The 16,992-nt window shown below is 68.4% G+C and carries 13 protein-coding genes; 7 read left to right on the top strand and 6 right to left on the bottom strand.

Annotated elements, in window-relative coordinates:
- Positions 1-2 precede the first annotated feature (2 nt).
- On the bottom strand, positions 3-1,268 hold the full coding sequence (gene purD / locus P6F26_RS16025; protein WP_278029708.1) for a phosphoribosylamine--glycine ligase: 1,266 nt from the start codon (positions 1,266-1,268) through the stop codon (positions 3-5).
- A gap of 112 nt (positions 1,269-1,380) precedes the next feature.
- On the opposite strand from purD, the gene xseA reads away from it, so the two are divergent.
- The gene (gene xseA / locus P6F26_RS16020; RefSeq protein ID WP_278029707.1) at positions 1,381-2,886 is read left to right on the top strand and encodes an exodeoxyribonuclease VII large subunit; all 1,506 of its coding nucleotides are present in this window, start codon (positions 1,381-1,383) and stop codon (positions 2,884-2,886) included.
- A gap of 4 nt (positions 2,887-2,890) precedes the next feature.
- On the opposite strand, the gene P6F26_RS16015 is transcribed toward xseA, so the two are convergent.
- Both P6F26_RS16015 and P6F26_RS16010 read right to left on the bottom strand, forming a co-directional pair.
- Positions 2,891-5,140: a xanthine dehydrogenase family protein molybdopterin-binding subunit gene (locus P6F26_RS16015; protein ID WP_278029706.1), complete on the bottom strand. Its 2,250-nt coding sequence runs from the start codon at positions 5,138-5,140 to the stop codon at positions 2,891-2,893.
- Positions 5,141-5,143: 3 nt separating this feature from the next.
- The gene (locus P6F26_RS16010; RefSeq protein WP_278029705.1) at positions 5,144-5,608 is read right to left on the bottom strand and encodes a (2Fe-2S)-binding protein; all 465 of its coding nucleotides are present in this window, start codon (positions 5,606-5,608) and stop codon (positions 5,144-5,146) included.
- Positions 5,609-5,702: 94 nt separating this feature from the next.
- On the opposite strand from P6F26_RS16010, the gene P6F26_RS16005 reads away from it, so the two are divergent.
- Positions 5,703-6,329 (top strand): TetR/AcrR family transcriptional regulator, encoded by a 627-nt coding sequence (locus P6F26_RS16005; protein ID WP_278029704.1) that lies wholly within the window; start codon positions 5,703-5,705, stop codon positions 6,327-6,329.
- Position 6,330: 1 nt separating this feature from the next.
- Here P6F26_RS16005 and P6F26_RS16000 read toward each other — a convergent pair whose 3' ends face one another.
- The 3 genes from P6F26_RS16000 to P6F26_RS15990 form a co-directional block, all read right to left on the bottom strand.
- A complete protein-coding gene (locus P6F26_RS16000) occupies positions 6,331-7,284 on the bottom strand; it encodes an ABC transporter permease (protein ID WP_278029703.1) in 954 nt (317 codons plus the stop codon).
- Complete coding sequence (locus P6F26_RS15995) at positions 7,277-8,344, bottom strand: ABC transporter permease (RefSeq protein WP_278029702.1); 1,068 nt, start codon at positions 8,342-8,344, stop codon at positions 7,277-7,279. Before P6F26_RS15995 ends, P6F26_RS16000 begins: the two co-directional genes overlap by 8 nt.
- A 120-nt stretch (positions 8,345-8,464) precedes the next feature.
- Positions 8,465-10,180 (bottom strand): peptide ABC transporter substrate-binding protein, encoded by a 1,716-nt coding sequence (locus P6F26_RS15990; protein WP_278029701.1) that lies wholly within the window; start codon positions 10,178-10,180, stop codon positions 8,465-8,467.
- Between the two features lie 266 nt (positions 10,181-10,446).
- Between P6F26_RS15990 and P6F26_RS15985 the strand changes: the two genes are divergently transcribed.
- Genes P6F26_RS15985 through P6F26_RS15965 form a run of 5 tightly spaced genes read left to right on the top strand, consistent with a single transcriptional unit; the run spans position 10,447 to position 16,983 of the window.
- Positions 10,447-12,276 (top strand): ABC transporter ATP-binding protein, encoded by a 1,830-nt coding sequence (locus P6F26_RS15985; protein ID WP_278029700.1) that lies wholly within the window; start codon positions 10,447-10,449, stop codon positions 12,274-12,276.
- A gap of 8 nt (positions 12,277-12,284) precedes the next feature.
- Positions 12,285-13,445, top strand: a complete 1,161-nt coding sequence (gene argE / locus P6F26_RS15980) for an acetylornithine deacetylase (RefSeq protein ID WP_278029699.1) — start codon at positions 12,285-12,287, stop codon at positions 13,443-13,445.
- Positions 13,445-14,617: a M20 aminoacylase family protein gene (locus P6F26_RS15975; RefSeq protein ID WP_278029698.1), complete on the top strand. Its 1,173-nt coding sequence runs from the start codon at positions 13,445-13,447 to the stop codon at positions 14,615-14,617. The genes argE and P6F26_RS15975 overlap by 1 nt, the downstream gene beginning before the upstream one ends.
- 11 nt (positions 14,618-14,628) lie before the next feature.
- Positions 14,629-15,798 carry a M20 aminoacylase family protein gene (locus P6F26_RS15970; protein ID WP_278029697.1) on the top strand — a complete coding sequence of 390 codons (1,170 nt, stop codon included), beginning with the start codon at positions 14,629-14,631 and terminating at the stop codon, positions 15,796-15,798.
- A 21-nt stretch (positions 15,799-15,819) separates the two neighbouring features.
- Positions 15,820-16,983: a M20 aminoacylase family protein gene (locus P6F26_RS15965; RefSeq protein WP_278029696.1), complete on the top strand. Its 1,164-nt coding sequence runs from the start codon at positions 15,820-15,822 to the stop codon at positions 16,981-16,983.
- Positions 16,984-16,992: the final 9 nt, after the last annotated feature.

The raw sequence follows: 16,992 nt of genomic DNA, 5'->3' as shown, positions 1-16,992 counted from the left end.
CCTCAGCCGAGCGCGCGCCAGCCGATGTCGCGGCGGAACACGCCCTCGGGCCAGTCCACGGCCTCGGCCATGGCGTACGCGCGGTCGCGCGCCTCCTGCAGGGCGCCGCCGCGGGCCGTGGCGTTCAGGACGCGCCCGCCATTGGCGAGGAGGCGCCCGTCGGCGCGCGCCGTCCCGGCGTGGAACATCATGCGATGCGCGTCCTCGGGGATGGCGTCGAGGCCGCGGATCTCGGTACCCTTCGCGTAGCTGCCGGGATAGCCCCGCGCCGCGAGCACCACGGTCATGGCGTGATCTGGCGCCCAGTTGACGGCCATGCCGCGCAGCCGGCCCTCGGCGCAGGCAAGCAGGAGGTCGAGCGCCTGCGCGCCGAGACGCATCATCAGGACCTGCGCTTCGGGGTCGCCGAAGCGGACGTTGTATTCCACGAGACGTGGCGCCCCGTCCTCGATCATCAGGCCCGCGTAGAGCACGCCGCGGTAGGGCGTGCCGCGGCGGGCCATCTCGGCGACGGTGGGTTTCACGATCCGCTCCATGGCGGCGTCCAGCACGGCGTCCGTCATCACCGGGGCGGGCGAATAGGCGCCCATGCCGCCGGTGTTCGGGCCGGTGTCGCCCTCGCCGATGCGCTTGTGGTCCTGCGCGGTGCCGATGGGCAGGACGTCCGCGCCGTCGCACAGGACGAAGAGGCTCGCCTCCTCGCCGTCCATGAACTCCTCGATCACGACGGCGGCGCCGGCCTCGCCGTAGGCGCCGCCGAAGATGTCGTCTATGGCCGCGTGGGCCTCCTGCGCGGTCGCCGCGACGACCACGCCCTTTCCTGCGGCGAGACCGTCGGCCTTCACCACGATGGGGGCGCCATGCGCGTCGACATGGGCGTGCGCAGGGGGGGCCTCGGTGAAGCGGGCCCACGCGGCGGTGGGGGCGCCGACGGCGTCGCAGATCTCCTTGGTGAAGGTCTTGGAGGTCTCCAGCCGGGCCGCGTCGGCCTTCGGTCCGAATGTCGGAAACCCTGCATCCATCAACATATCCACAACGCCAGCAGCCAAGGGAGCTTCGGGCCCTACGACTATGAAATCGATGCTATTCTCTTCACAGAAGCCGAGGACCGCGGCCGGATCGGTGATGTTCAGATCGGAACATTCCGCGATTTGATCAATGCCGGCGTTTCCCGGCGCGACGATCAGGCGGTCGCATTTCGGGTTTTGCAGGATCGCCCAGGCGAGCGCATGTTCCCGACCGCCGCCGCCGAGGATGAGAATGTTCATGGCCAGTCCCTTCTTCGTCCTTCCGCCCGCCTAACCGACCGCCCCGCGGCAGGCAAGTCGGAGGATGCCGCAGGCCCTTCCGGACGGCGCCGGCCGCCGTTAGGGTGCCGTCATGGACGATCTCATCGACGACATGCCCCAGGACGGCGGACGCGGCAACATGCCGGAGTTCACCGTGTCGGAAATCTCGGGTGCCGTGAAGCGCACGATCGAGGGCGGCTTCGCGCATGTCCGGGTCCGCGGCGAGATCGGGCGGCTGTCGCGTCCGCGCTCGGGGCATGTCTACCTCGACCTCAAGGACGACCGGAGCGTTCTGTCCTCCGTCATCTGGAAGGGGGCCGCGGCGCGGCTGGCCCATGAGCCCGAGGAAGGGATGGAAGTCGTCGCCACCGGGCGGATGACCACCTTCGCGGGGCAGTCGAAATACCAGCTGATCATCGAGGACCTGGTTCCGGCGGGCGCCGGAGCGCTCATGGCGATGCTGGAGAAGCGCCGCGTCGCACTGGCCGCCGAAGGGCTGTTCGACGAAGGCCGCAAACGGCCTATCCCGTTCCTGCCGGAGACGATCGGGGTGATCACCTCGCCGTCCGGCGCGGTGATCCGGGACATCCTGCATCGTCTGCGCGACCGTTTTCCGCGCCGCGTGCTGATCTGGCCCGCGGCCGTCCAGGGCGAGGCCTGCGTCCGGGACGTCGAGCGCGGCATTCGCGGCTTCAACGCCCTTCCGCCCGGCGGACCGATTCCGCGGCCGGACGTCCTGATCGTCGCGCGTGGCGGTGGAAGCCTCGAGGATCTCTGGGGTTTCAACGACGAGAAGATCGTGCGCGCGGTCGCCGACAGCACGATCCCGGTGATCTCGGCGGTCGGCCACGAGACCGACACGACCCTGATCGACCACGCCGCCGACAGGCGCGCGCCGACGCCTACGGCGGCCGCCGAAATGGCGGTGCCCGTGCGGCTGGACCTGTTGAACTGGCTGCGGCAGCAGGACGGCTACATGACCCGCGCCGTCGGGCAGGCGGTGACGTCGCGGCGGCAGCGGCTCGGCGATCTCGCGCGCGGGCTTCCGCGGCCCGAGACGCTGCTGGACGCGCCGCGCCAGAGGCTCGACCGCTGCATCCTGCAGCTCGGCCCCGCGCTGAGGCACGCGGCGCAGGTCAAGCGGCGCGACCTCGAGCGGCTTTCCGCACGGTTGGAGCCCTCGCTGGAGCGCGCCGTCGCGTCGCGGCGCCTGCAGCTCGGGCGCGTGGCGGCGGGATTGCGGCCATCGGGGCTGCGCAACGTGCAGGCCAAGGGCCGGGACCGCCTTGCGGAGGTGTCGCGCCGGTTCGCGCGCGCGGCCGCCGACGACATGCGCCGCAGGCACGAGCGGCTGGACGGGTTCGCGCGGCTCCACGCGACGCTCGGCTACGAGGCGACGCTGCGCCGGGGCTATGCCGTGGTCCACGGCGAGGACGGAGTCGTGAAGAGCAAGGCCGAGGCCGCGGGACAGGCGCGGCTCGCGATCGAGTTTGCGGATGGCCGCCTTGGCGTCGTTCCGGCCGAAGGGCCCGCGCGCCCCGCGCCGCGGCGCAAGGCCGGCGACGGCGATCCGCCGGACCAGGGCTCGCTGTTCTGAGGCTTCAGAAGACGAAACGCACGCGGCGCGACAGCGGCAGGTCGCGGATACGCTCTCCGGTCAGGTCGAAGACCGCGTTGGCGAGTGCGGGCATCGAGGGCGGGGTCGCGGGCTCACCCACTCCGCCGAGGTGATCCTGCGTCTCGAGGATGCGCACCTCGATCTCGGGGCAGGTGTGCAGCCTCAGCGCGTCGTGGTCGGGGAAGTTCCATTGCTGGACCTCGCCGCCGTCGAAGGTGATCTCCTCGAGCGCGGCGGCGGACAGGCCGTAGATCAGGCCGCTCTCCATCTGCTGGCGGATGATGCCGGGGTCGAGCGCGGTGCCCACGTCACAGGCGATCCACGCGCGGTCGATCAAGACGTCGCCATCCCGGTCTCCGACCTCGACGACGACGGCGACGGCGGTGTGGAACGAATATGTCATCGCCACGCCCCGGCCCTTGCCGGCGTCCGTCCGGCCCGTCCAGTTCGACATCTCGGCCACCGCCTCGAGGACGCGGGCCGAGGGCGCGTGCTCGCGCGCGGCGAGGTCGAGGCGGAAGGCCAGCGGATCGCGGTTTGCCGCCTGCGCCATCTCGTCGATGAAGCTTTCCATGAAGAAGCCGTTGAACGAGTTGCCGACCGACCGCCAGAAGCCGACGGGAACGTCCAGCGCGGTCAGGTGCCCGGTCACGCGGTAGTTGGGGATCGCGTAGGGCTGGTTGAACATGCCCTCGACATGGCCCTTGTCCGGCCCGGGGGGTGCTGCGCCGCCGAGCCTCCGCAGCCACTGCCGGGTGACGGAGGGCGCGGCCACCCGCCCGTCGAGGCCCTGAGCGAAGCCGCCGCGGATCACGCCGCGCATCCGGGCTGCGGCGGCGGGACGGTAGAAGTCGTGGCGCATGTCCTCTTCGCGGGACCATGTGACCTGCACGGGCGTGCCTTCCATCTCTGCGGCCACGCGGGCGGCGAGGACCGCGAAATCGACCTCGCCGCGGCGTCCGAACCCTCCCCCGAGATAGGTGACGTGGCAGGTGACGCGATCGGCGTCTAGGCCCACGGCCTCGGCCGCGGCCATCTCGGCAATGCCGGGCGACTGGGTTCCCGTCCAGATCTCCAGCTTGTCGCCGGTGAAATGGGCCGTCGCGTTCATCGGCTCCATCGTCGCATGAGCGAGGAAGGGGACGGTGTATTCGGCCTCTACCACCCTGTCGTCGCCGCCGATCTCCAGCCCGTCTACGTCGCCGTCGTCGCGCAGCGTCGAGTTCGGCGCGTCGTCGAGGCTGCCGCGGATCGCCTGCAGCATCTCGCCCGAGGTGCCGGGGTAGGGCGCGGGGCCCCAGTCGATATCCACGGCCTCGGCGGCGCGGAAGGCGAGCCATGTGTTCGTGGCGACGACCGCGACACCGGTGCCGAGGTCGATCACCCGCTCCACGCCGGGCATGGCGAGGGCCGCCGTCGCGTCGTGGCGCTCCATCGTGCCGCCGAGGCGTGGCGACATGCGCACGGTCGCGAACTTCATGCCCGGACGCCGGACGTCGATGCCGAATTCCGCCGTGCCGGTCGCCTTGGCCGCCATGTCGAGGCGCGGCATTGACTTGCCCAGATAGCGCCAGCCCGAGGACGGCCGCAGCGGCACGCCGCGCGGCGGCTCCATGCGGGCGGCATCCTCGGCGAGGTCGGTATAGGGGATCTCGATCCCGCCCGGTGCGATGACCATGCCGTCGCGCGTATCGAGCGCGCCCGGCACCATGTCCAGCCGCTCGGCCGCCGCGCGCTTCAGCGTCTCGCGCGCCGTGGCGCCGGCCATGCGAAGCTTCTCGTAGGCGTCGAGGGTCGAGGTGGAGCCCCCTGTGATCTGGAGGCCGATCATCTTGGGCAGGACCGTCATCGCCTCGATGATCGCCTCGTGGAAGCCCGTGCGCTCGTAGTCGTTGATCGGCAGCGCGTGCGAGGTGACGGCGCCGTTGTAATAGGCGCGGGCCGCCGGGCCGTGCATCACGCGAACGTTCTCCCAAGGGACGTCGAGCTCCTCGGCCACCAGCGCGGGAAGGGTGGTGTAGACGCCCTGTCCCATCTCGGCGCGGGCGGCGATAACGGTGACGCCTTGGCGGTCGATGATGATCCACGGGTTCAGCGTGGCCTGTCCCTCGCCCGGCTCCAGCGGGTTGGGGAGCTCGCGGCGATACTGCCAGACGCCGAAGGCCACGCCGCCCGCGACGGCGGCCGACCCGATCAGGAGGGTGCGGCGCGTGATCTTGCCCCAGTTCGCCATCGCTCAGGCCTCGCTCAGGGTGCGGGCGGCGGTGCGGATCGCGGCGCGGATACGGGGATAGGTGCCGCAACGGCACAGGTTGCCGGCCATCGCGAGGTCGATGTCCTCGTCCGTGGGGTCGGGCGTCCCGGCCAGAAGGGCCGCGGCCTGCATGATCTGGCCTGACTGGCAGTAGCCGCATTGTGCGACCTGATGCTCGATCCATGCGGCCTGCACGGCGTGAAGCGCATCGGGTGTTCCCAGCGCCTCGATCGTCGTCACCTCGCCCCAGACGTCGGCCAGCGCGACTTGGCAGGACCGCACAGCCTCGCCGTCGATGTGGACGGTGCACGACCCGCAGGCGGCGACGCCGCAGCCATACTTGGTGCCGGTCAGACCGATCTCGTCGCGCAGCACCCACAGCAGGGGCACGTCGTCGGGCAGGTCCACATGATGCTCGGTTCCGTTCACTCTCAGACGCGTGGCCATGCTGCCGTGTCTCCCGCTTGGTTCCTGACAAAGTGACGGCTGAGTGTCACTATGTCAATTGACAGATTGGACAGACGGTGTCAGGTCATTGCGCATGACAGAGGCCCCGCCATCGCCAAGCCTGACCGGGCGCATCCGCGCGCGGGTGGGTGACCCGCGCGCCTGGGCGGTGCTCGAGGCCGCCTACGCCTCATTCCTGCAGTTCGGCCTGAAACGCACGTCGATGCAGGACATCGCCGATCGCGCCGGAATGAGCCGCGCGGCGCTCTACCTGCATTACCGCAACAAGGAAGACATCTTCCACGCGCTGATGGAGGCCTACTTCGCCGCCGCCGCCGATGCGGTGGGCGAGGCGCTTGCGGCGCACGGCGACCCCGCCCGCGCCATCGCCGCGGCCTTCGAGGCGCAGATGGGCGATGCCGCCGAGATGCTGCTGCAATCGCCCCATTCCGACGAGCTTCTGTCGGCCAAGACCGGCGCGGCGCGGGATGTCGTGCGCGCCGGGTATGCGCGCCTCGCCGATGTCTACGGCGACTGGCTGGCGGGGGCGGTGGTCTCCGGGCAGGTGTCGGCCGATGCGGTAGGCAGCGACCCGCGCGCGACGGCTTCGGCGATGCTGGCGGCGCTCGACGGGCTGAAGCAGGCCGGGCTGGACTGGCCGTCCTACCTTGCGGCGCGAGGGCGGCTGGCGCGGCTGTTCGGCCGCGCCTTCCGCGCCTGACTCAGCGTCCCCGGATCCGCGGATCCAGCGCGTCGCGCATCCCGTCGCCCATGTAGTTCACGCTGAGCACCGTCAGCGAGATCAGGACACCCGGCGCGATCACCATCCACGGCGCCCGCTCGGTATACTGGACCGCGTCGATCAGGATCTTGCCCCATGTCGGGAAGTCCGACGGGAAGCCGAGACCGAGGTAGCTCAGCGCCGATTCCGTGATGATCGCGTTGGCGATGGACAGCGTCCCCGAGACGAGGATCGGCGACAGCACGTTGGGCAGGATGTGCCGCGTGATCAGGCGCCGCGACGGCGTGCCGATGGACCGCGCGGCGAGGACGAACTCGCGCTCCTTGATGGCGAGGATGTCGCCGCGCACGATCCGCGCGACCGGCATCCACGAGGTCAGGCCGATCACCGTCACCATGAGGATGAAGATGCCCGCCTCGGTCCCGAAGCGCTGGCTCAGCGGCTCGCGGAACAGCATGATGATGACCAGCAGAAGCGGCAGCACGGGCAGGGCGAGGAACAGGTCGGTCAGCCGCATCAGGACGCCGTCGAGCGCCCGGAAGAACCCCGCGAGCACCCCGATCAGCGTTCCGAGCGACAGGGTGATGACCATCGCCACGAGGCCCACGGCCAGCGAGATGCGGCCGCCGAACATCACCTGCGCCATCACGTCCTGCCCAAGCTGCATGGTGCCCAGCGGATGCGCGAGGTTCGGCGCGGCGAAGCGGTTGCGCGTGTCGAGGTCGCCCGGATCGATCGGCCAGAGCCACGGGCCCACGGTCACGAACAGGATGATGGCGAAGAAGCAGAACATGCCCGCCATCGCCCCGCGATGTGCGCGGAACTGCACCCATGCGTCGGCCCATTGGCTTTTCGGCGCGTGGGACAGGATTTCCGACACGGCCCCGGCGGGCGTCGCGCCCGAGGTGATGGTCACGTCCGGACGGTCAGTCATAGCGGATCCTCGGGTCCAGAATGCCATAGAGCACGTCGGCGATCAGGTTGAACGACACGACGAGCACGGCGAAGATGAAGCTGATCGTCTGAACCATGGGCACGTCGGCGCCCCGGATCGCCTGGATCAGCTGGTAGCCGATGCCGTTCACGCGGAACACCTGCTCGGTGATGAGCGCGCCGCCGAAGACAGCGGGCACGTTCAGGGCGATCACCGTGACGACGGGGATGAGCGAGTTGCGCAGAACGTGGCGGAGCACGACGACGCCTTCGCCCATGCCCTTGGCGCGGGCCGTGCGCACGTAGTCCTGCTGCAGGTTGTCCAGCATCGATGCGCGCATGTAGCGGCTGATCTGAGCAGCGTTGTAGAGGCCCAGCACCATCATCGGCAGGACCATCTGCCGGAGCTGGAAGACGAAGCTGTCCCAGTCGTTGACGACATGCGTGGTGGTGTAGCTCGATGGCAGCCACAGCCACGAGTCGGTCGGCGTCCAGACCGAGAAGATGATGATGGCCATCGTGCCCGTGAAGAAGGTCGGGATCGAGAAGCCCACCATCGAGAAGAACGTCGCGGCCTGGTCCGTCACGGAATATTGCCGGTAGGCCGAAATGATGCCGAGCGGCATCCCCACGAGGATGCCGATGATGTAGGACGTGCCCACGACCCAAAGCGTCTGCGGCAGCGAGATCGCGATGAGGTCGAAGACCGGGCTGCGCGTCTGGTAGCTGATGATCCGCGAGGTGTCCGGCGGCACGAGCTGCAGGCAGCCCTCGGGCATCGAGCGGTCGGGCAGGCGCGGCGCGCTGCACAGCGCGTCCTCCAGCATGATGCCCGGTTCGGTGATGAACATCATCCGCGCCCACCGCAGGTATTGCGCCACCAGCGGTTCGTTCACGCCGAGGCTTTCGCGGATCTGCTCGCGGACTTCGGGCGGGATGGTGAGCGGAAGGTTGGCGGTCGGGTCGGCCGGCGAGAGCTTCACGATCATGAAGATGATGAAGCTGATGAAGACCAGGGCCGGGACGGCGAGGATCAGTCGCCGGATGATGTAGGTTGCCATGAGGGGCGCCTCGTTCGGGTGTTCCGCTGCGGAGAGTGTTGTTGTCGGGCCCGCTTCGGAAAGGCCCCCGCCGCCAGGCGACGGGGGCCAGTTCGGGATCGCTGATCTAGCGCGTCGGGATCAACGCTCCATGCCGGGCGTGCGGCGCCACTCGGCGATGTTCCACAGCTCGGAGTCCCAGTCGGACATGCTGATGCCTTCGATGCTGTTTGCATGTGCCGAGACGCCGCCGCGGTGCGTGATCGGGATGATCGAGTAGCTCTGCACGAGCATGTCGTTCATCGTCCGCGCAAGCCGGCCACGCTCTTCGAGGTCGGCGGTGGCCGCCATCTCCATGACCAGTGCGTCATACTCTTCCGAGCAGAAGCGCTGGACGTTGGAGCCCTGCCACTGGGTCTCGGGACGCGGCCAGTCATCGCAGACCCAGCTGCCCATGTAGGCCTGCGGGTCAACACCGGCGAAGTTGTTGGTGTACATCTCGATGTCGGCATAGAACTTCTGGAACGTGTCCGGGGATGCCGGATCGCCGCCGAAGAAGACCGACGCGTCGATGTTTCGCAGCTCGGTGTCGACACCCAGCTCCGACCACCAATCCTGGATCAGCGCCTGGTAGTCCTGACGGACGGCGTTGGTCGAGGTCTGGAACACGACGCTCAGCGGCGTGCCTTCGTATTCGCGGATGCCGTCGCCGTCGGTGTCCACGATCCCGGCCTCGTCCAGAAGCGCGATCGCCCCTTCGAGGTCCTGCACGAGGCAGGCGTCATTGGCGGTCGAGGCATAGAGCTCGGGCGCGGGAAGGACGTTGCAGGTCGGCTGGCCGCCGGCGCCGTAGCCAAGCTCGGTCAGAAGCGCGCGGTCGATGGCCATGGACAGCGCCTGGCCGACGATCGGGTCGGTCAGGAACGGATGCGGGCCTGCCTGAGCGGTCGAACGGACGTCGCCGAGCGCCGGGTCGGGGTTGGTCTGGTTGAGGTGCAGACGCTCGACCGAGGTGCCGAAGGCGGTGACGACGGTGCAGTTGCCCTCGCCTTCCATGTCCGAGAGGATCTCGGGGTCGATCTGCAGGTTCCACGCATAGTCGAACTCGCCGGTCTGGCAGACCGAGCGTGCCGCCGAGACCGCGTCGCCACCGCCACGGAAGGTCACCGTGGCGAAGTAGGGCTGCTCGGGGTTGCGGAAGTTCTCGTTGGCCGAAAGCTCGATCACGTCGTTGGGGCGGAATTCGTCCACGACGAAAGGACCGGTGCCGATCGGGCCGAAGTTCGCTTCGGTGCATTCCGGCGCGCGTGCGCCGAGGCAGTCGGCGAACTGCGCCGCCTGGATGATCGGCGATTCCGAACCGACGAACGCGGTGTAGGGGAAGGGCGTCGGGCTGGCGAAGTTCACCCGCACCGTGCGGTCGTCCACGGCCTCGACCGAGGTGACGCCATCGAAGAAGCTCGACTGCGCGCAGCCGCCTTCGGGATGGGTGCAGTATTCCCAGGTGAAGATCAGGTCGGCCGGGGTCAGCGGCGATCCGTCCGACCACATCACGTCCTCGCGGATCGTCCAGGTGATCGAGGTGAGGTCCTCGGAGACGCCGCCGTTCTCGACCGTGGGGATCTCTTCCGCGAGCCACGGCACCATGGTGCCCGTGTCGTCGAAGCGGGCAAGCGATTCCAGAATGAGCGAGGCCGATTCGATCTCTTTCGTGCCGCCGGACAGATACGGGTTCAGCGTGGAGGGGGCCTGCCAGTAGATGATGTTCAAATGCCCTGACGAACCGCGTTCCGCCAGCGCGGCCGCCGGGGCCAGCGCCAGCGCCGCGGCGCCGAGCAGGAGTGTCTTGCGAGTCATGTGGTATTCTCTCCTTGTTGAACTCACTTTGTCAGTGATGTGACCCGGCCGGCACGGCCGAACCCTTCTCGTTGGACGGGACGAAACGATGTCAGGCGCATACGCCAGGACAAGTCCACCCCGCCACTCATCGAACGCGCATCAATGTCAAAAAGCAAGCCTGATGCCGTCACGGTATGCCCGGAAATTGGGCAGTCGCGGCATTTGACAGCAGACGGATTTCGGACATAGCGTCGGCGGGTCGTCCAGATAGGGGTAGGTGGCCAATGCTAGACCGGCCGATTGCGCAGGTCCGCAATCTTCGCGTGGAATTCCACACCAAGGCGGGCACCGTCGTCGGGGTCGAGGACGTGTCCTTCGACATCGCCGAGGGCGAGACGGTCTGCATCGTCGGCGAGAGCGGGTCGGGCAAGTCCGTCTCGTCGCTGTCTCTGATGCGGCTGGTGGAATTCGGCGGCGGCGACATCGCCGGCGGCGAGCTGATGTTCGACCGCAAGGAGGGCGAGGAGCCGATCGACCTCGCGCGTGCCGACAGTGGCCTCATGCGCGACATTCGCGGCAACGAGATCGGCATGATCTTCCAGGAGCCGATGACGGCGCTGAACCCGGTCTTCACGGTCGAGCGCCAGCTCACGGAAGGGCTGATGAAACACAAGGGCATGTCGAAACGGCAGGCCCGCGAGCGCGCGCTCGAACTGATGCGGCAGGTCCGCATTCCCGAGCCCGAGCGGCGCCTGCAGCAATACCCCCACGAGCTGTCGGGCGGGATGCGCCAGCGCGTCGTGATCGCCATCGCGCTTGCCTGCGAGCCACGAATCCTGATCGCGGACGAGCCCACGACCGCCCTCGACGTGACGATCCAGGCCGAGATCCTCGCCCTCATCGACCGGCTGAAGCGCGAGACCGGCACCAGCGTCATGTTCATCACCCACGACATGGCCGTGGTCGCGCAGATCGCGGACAGGGTCGTCGTCATGTATCGCGGCAACAAGGTCGAGGAGGGCCCCGTCGAGGAGATCTTCGCGCGGCCGCAGCATCCCTACACGCAGGCGCTCCTGTCGGCCGTGCCCAAGCTGGGCGAGATGCGCGGCAAGGCGCTGCCCGAGCCGATGAAGCTGATGAATGCGCCCGCCGATGCGCCCGCGCCCAAGCCCATCGCGGGCACGGACAAGGTGCTGCTGCGGGTCGAGAACCTCGTGACGCGCTTCCCAGTGAAGGGCGGCCTGCTGCGGCGCACCATCGCCAACGTGCACGCCGTCGAGGACGTGTCGCTGACGATCAACGCGGGCCGCACGCTCAGCCTCGTGGGGGAATCGGGGTGCGGCAAGTCCACGGCGGGCCGCTCCATCCTGCGGCTGGTCGAACCGCTTTCGGGCAAGATCGACCTCGACGGCACGGACATCATGGCGCTGAGCCCGCATGACCTGCGCCGCGCCCGCCGCCACATGCAGATGATCTTCCAGGATCCGTTCGCCTCGCTCAATCCGCAGATGAAGCTGTCCCACCAGGTCGCCGAGCCGATGCTCAATTTCGAGCACATCCCCCTCGACGAGCGCAACGACCGCGTGGCCAACCTGTTCGACCGGGTGCAGCTCCCGCGCGCCTTCATGTCGCGCTACCCCCACGAGCTGTCCGGCGGCCAACGCCAGCGCGTCGCCATCGCGCGCGCCCTCGCGCTCAATCCCAAACTGATCATCGCCGACGAGGCGGTTTCGGCACTCGACGTCTCGGTGCAGGCGGAGGTGCTGAACCTGATGATGGAGCTTCAGGCCGAGATGGGCCTGAGCTATCTGTTCATCAGCCACGACATGGCTGTCGTGGAGCGCGTCAGCCACACGGTGGGCGTCATGTATCTTGGCCGGATCGTCGAGGTCGGGCCGCGCGCGCGCATCTTCGAGAACCCCCAGCACCCCTACACGCAGGCGCTGCTGAAGGCCGTTCCCATCGCGGATCCCACCCGGCGCAAGGCCGAGAAGGATCTCAACTTCAAGCCGATCCCGTCGCCCGTCCACCCGGTCGGCTACGAGCCGGCGCCGTCGGAATACGCCGAGATCGAGCCGGGCCATTTCATCCTGACCACGGATAGCGGATACTGAGAAACGACATGCCAGACCCCCTCAGTCCGCGACACCTTCTCGAAAAGCTCGTCTCCTATCCGACCGTCAGCCGCGACTCAAATCTCGACCTCGTCGATTGGGTCGAGGACTACCTCGCGGGGCACGGCATCGCCTGCCACCGCGATTATGACGACACGGGCCGGAAGGCGAGCCTTTACGCCCATGTCGGCCCCGAGATCGAAGGCGGCGTGATCCTGTCGGGCCATACCGACGTCGTGCCCGTGGACGGGCAGGCGTGGGACAGCGATCCGTTCACGGTCACGGAAAAGGACGGCAAGCTTCACGGCCGAGGCTGCTGCGACATGAAGGGGTTCGACGCGCTCGCGATCTGGGCCGCCGTCGAGGCGCAGCGGCGCGGCGTGAGCCGCCCGCTCCAGCTGTGCCTGTCGCGCGACGAGGAGATCGGATGCGTGGGCGCGCCGCCGATGATCGAGAGGATGGCCGCGCACCTGCCGAAGGCCGCGCTCGCCATCATCGGCGAGCCGACCGAGTGGGGCATCGTCAACGGCCACAAGGGCGGCGTCGGCTTCGACCTGCATTTCCACGGCTACGAGGTGCATTCCTCGATCGCCTACAAGGGCGTGTCGGCGATCATGGAGGCCGCGAAGCTCATCGACTGGGCGAACCGCACGAACGACGCGAACGCCGCTTCCGCCGATCCCGACAACGGCTTCGACCCGCCCTACACGACCCTGCATGTCGGCCAGATCAAGGGCGGCACGGCGCACAACATCACGGCCAAGGACTGCACCTTCGTGCTGTCCGCGCGCTGCGTCCCGAGCGAGCCGAACGACGAGTGGGCCGCCCGCATCCGCGCCGAGATCGAGCGTATCGAGGTCGGAATGAAGGCGGTGCGCCCCGAGGCGTGGATCGAGGTCGACCCGAAGTGGGACGTGCCCGGCCTCGTCGCGGAGGCGGACGGGGCCGCGGAGGCCATCGTGCGCCGCCTGACCGGCGAGAACGGGTCGAGCGTCGTGAGCTACGGCACCGAGGCCGGCCAGTTCCAGGCGGCGGGCATCTCGGCCGTGGTCTGCGGGCCGGGCAACATCGCGCAGGCCCACCAGCCGAACGAATGGCTCTCTGTCGATGAACTGAGGAAGGGCGAGGCCTTCATGACCCGCCTTCTGGACACGCTGCAGGAGCGATGATGCCGATCAAGAACCGTCTTTCCGAACTGATGCCCGAGATCGCCGGATGGCGGCGCGAGATCCACATGAATCCCGAGATCCTGTTCGACCTGCCCAAGACGACGGCGCTCGTCGAGGCGAAGCTCAGGGAGTTCGGCGTGGACGAGATCCACACCGGGATCGGGCGTTCGGGGATCGTGGCGCTGATCAGGGGCAAGTCCGACACGCGCGGCTACTGCGTGGGTCTGCGCGCCGACATGGACGCGCTGCCGATGACCGAGATGACGGGCCTGCCCCATGCCAGCAAGACGCCCGGCGCGATGCATGGCTGCGGGCATGACGGGCATACCGCGATGCTGCTCGGCGCGGCGAAATACCTTGCCGAGACGCGCAACTTCGACGGCACCGTGGCGCTGATCTTCCAGCCCGCCGAGGAGGGTGGCGGCGGCGGCGAGCTGATGGTGAAGGACGGCATGATGGAGCGGTTCGGCATCGACGAGGTCTACGGGATGCACAACGAGCCGGGCCTGCCCGTCGGCGAGTTCGGCGTGGCGCCCGGCCCGATCATGGCCGCGGCCGACGAATTCGAGGTGCGCATCGTGGGCAAGGGCGGCCATGCCGCGCGGCCGCACATGTGTGTCGATCCCATGCCCGCCGCCTGCAACGTCGTGATGGCGCTGCAGACGGTGGCGAGCCGCAATACCGACCCGATCAAGAACATCGTGGTTTCGGTCTGCACGCTGCGCACCGCGTCCGAGGCGTTCAACGTGATCCCGCCCGACGTCCTGATCCGCGGCACTGTGCGCACCCTCGACGACGAGGTGCGCGACATGGCCGAGCGGCGCGTGACGCAGCTGATCCACTCCACCGCCGAGGCCTATGGCTGCGAGGCGCGGCTGGACTACAGGCGCGGCTACCCCATCGTCGTGAACCACGACGCCAACGCCGAGATGGCCGCCGAGATCGCGCGCGCCGTGGCCGGCGGCGACAAGGTGCGCTGGGGCCGTCCGCCTCGCATGGGCGGCGAGGATTTCTCCTACATGCTGAACGCCCGGCCGGGCGCCTTCGTGCATATCGGCAACGGCGACACCGCCGGCGTCCACCACCCGGAATACGACTTCAACGACGAGGCGATTCCCTACGGCTGCTCGTTCTTCGCCGAGCTGGTCGAGCGTCGTATGCCCGCCGCCTGAGGAGCTCACCGATGCCCATCCGCAACCGCTTCGCCGAGATGCTGCCCGAGATCGCGGAATGGCGGCAGCACCTGCACCGCAATCCCGAGATCCTCTACGAGGTGCACAACACCGCGGCCTTCGTCGCGGACAAGCTGCGCGAATTCGGCGTGGACGAGATCGTTGAGGGGATCGGACAGACCGGCGTCGTGGGCCTGATCCGCGGCAGGGCCACGGGGTCGGGGCGCACCATCGGCCTGCGTGCCGACATGGACGCGTTGCCGATCCACGAGGAGACGGGGCTCGATTACGCATCGGAGGTGCCAGGGGCGATGCACGCCTGCGGCCACGATGGGCACACCTCGATGCTTCTCGGGGCCGCGAAATACCTCGCCGAGACGCGCAACTTCGACGGGACCGTGGCGCTCATCTTCCAGCCCGCCGAAGAAGGCGGCGCGGGGGCCGCGGCGATGATCGAGGACGGCCTGATCGAGCGGTTCGGCATCGACGAGGTCTACGGGATGCACAACGCCCCGGGCGTGCCCATCGGCACCATCGTCACGCGCCCCGGCCCGCTTCAGGCTTCGTCGGACGAGTTCGAGATCGTGGTGACGGGCCTCGGAGGCCACGCCGCCGAACCGCACAAGGCCGTCGACACGACGCTGGTGGCGAGCCAGATCGTCGTGACGCTTCACTCCATCGTCTCGCGCAGCGTCGATCCCCTGCGCTCGGTCGTCCTGACGGTGGGCACCTTCCGCACCGATTCGCGCGCGTCCAACATCATCGCCCACACCGCCCGCATGGAGGGCACGGTGCGCTGCCTCCACCCCGAGGACCGCGCGTTGATGGAGGGCCGCATCCGCCGCGTCGTCGAGGATACCGCCAGCGCCTTCGGGGCGACGGCCGAGCTGGTCTGGATGCCGGGCTACCCGGTCACGGTCAACGACGCCGACGCGGTGGTCCACGCGGTCGGCGCGGCGCGGGCCGTGGCGAACGCGGTCACGGACGACGCGGACCCGATCATGCCGTCCGAGGATTTTTCCTACATGTTGGAAAAGCGTCCGGGTGCCTATCTGTTCCTGGGGAACGGCGACAGCGCGATGTGCCACCACCCGAAATACAACTTCAACGACGAGGCCATCCCCTACGGATGCAGCTTCTTCGCCGAGATCGTCGAGCGCCGGATGCCGGCAAGCCAGTAAGACACACACAGGAGACGACCAATGCCCGTCAAGAACCGCTTCGCGGAGCTTCTTCCCGAGATCACCGAGTGGCGACGCGACTTCCACGAGAACCCCGAGATCCTTTTCGAGACGCACCGCACCTCGGGGATCGTGGCCGACAAGCTGCGGGACTTCGGCTGTGACGAGGTGGTGACGGGGATCGGCAAGACCGGCGTCGTCGGCATCATCAAGGGCAAATCGGACAACTCGGGACGCACCATCGGCCTGCGCGCGGACATGGACGCGCTGCCGATCCACGAGGAAACCGGGCTCGACTACGCCTCGAAGACGCCGGGCGCGATGCACGCCTGCGGCCATGACGGCCATACCGCGATGCTGCTCGGGGCCGCGAAATACCTTGCCGAGACGCGCAATTTCGACGGCACCGTGGCCGTGATCTTCCAGCCGGCCGAGGAGGGCGGCGGCGGCGGCCGCGAGATGGTCGAGGACGGCCTGATGGAGCGCTGGAACATCGAGGAGGTCTACGGGATGCACAACTGGCCGGGCGTTCCGGCAGGCCAGTTCGCGATCCGTCCCGGCCCGTTCTTCGCTGCGGCCGACCTGTTCACGATCCACGTCACCGGCCGGGGCGGTCACGCCGCCAAGCCGCACGACACGATCGACACGACGGTCATGGCAAGCCACATGGTGCTTGCCCTCCAGACGATCGCCAGCCGCAACGCCGACCCGGTGAAGGAGGTCGTGGTCTCCGTCACCAGCTTCGAGACCGGCTCCAAGGCGCATAACGTCATCCCCGAGACTGTGACGCTGAAGGGCACGGTGCGCACGCTCGACCCCGATATCCGTGACCTTGCCGAGCGACGCATGAAGGAGATCGTCGAGGGCACCGCGGCGACCTTCGGCGGCAAGGCCGTGCTGGACTACAAGCGCAACTACCCGGTGATGATCAATTCCGACGAGCAGACGGAATTCGCCGCCGAGGTGGCCAAGGCGGTCGCCGGCGACTGCGACGAGGCTCCGCAGGTCATGGGCGGCGAGGACTTCGCCTTCATGCTCAACGCGCGTCCCGGCGCCTACATCCTCGTGGGCAACGGGGACACGGCGATGGTCCATCACCCGCTCTACAACTTCAACGACGAGGTCATTCCCGCGGGTTGCTCGTGGTGGGCCGAGATCGTCGAGCGGCGTCTTCCGGCCGCGTGACGCCATTCA

Origin of the sequence: Roseicyclus salinarum, assembly GCF_029624655.1 — a bacterium.
Lineage (GTDB): Bacteria > Pseudomonadota > Alphaproteobacteria > Rhodobacterales > Rhodobacteraceae > Roseibacterium > Roseibacterium salinarum.
This window is presented reverse-complemented; position numbering and strand designations above follow the sequence as displayed.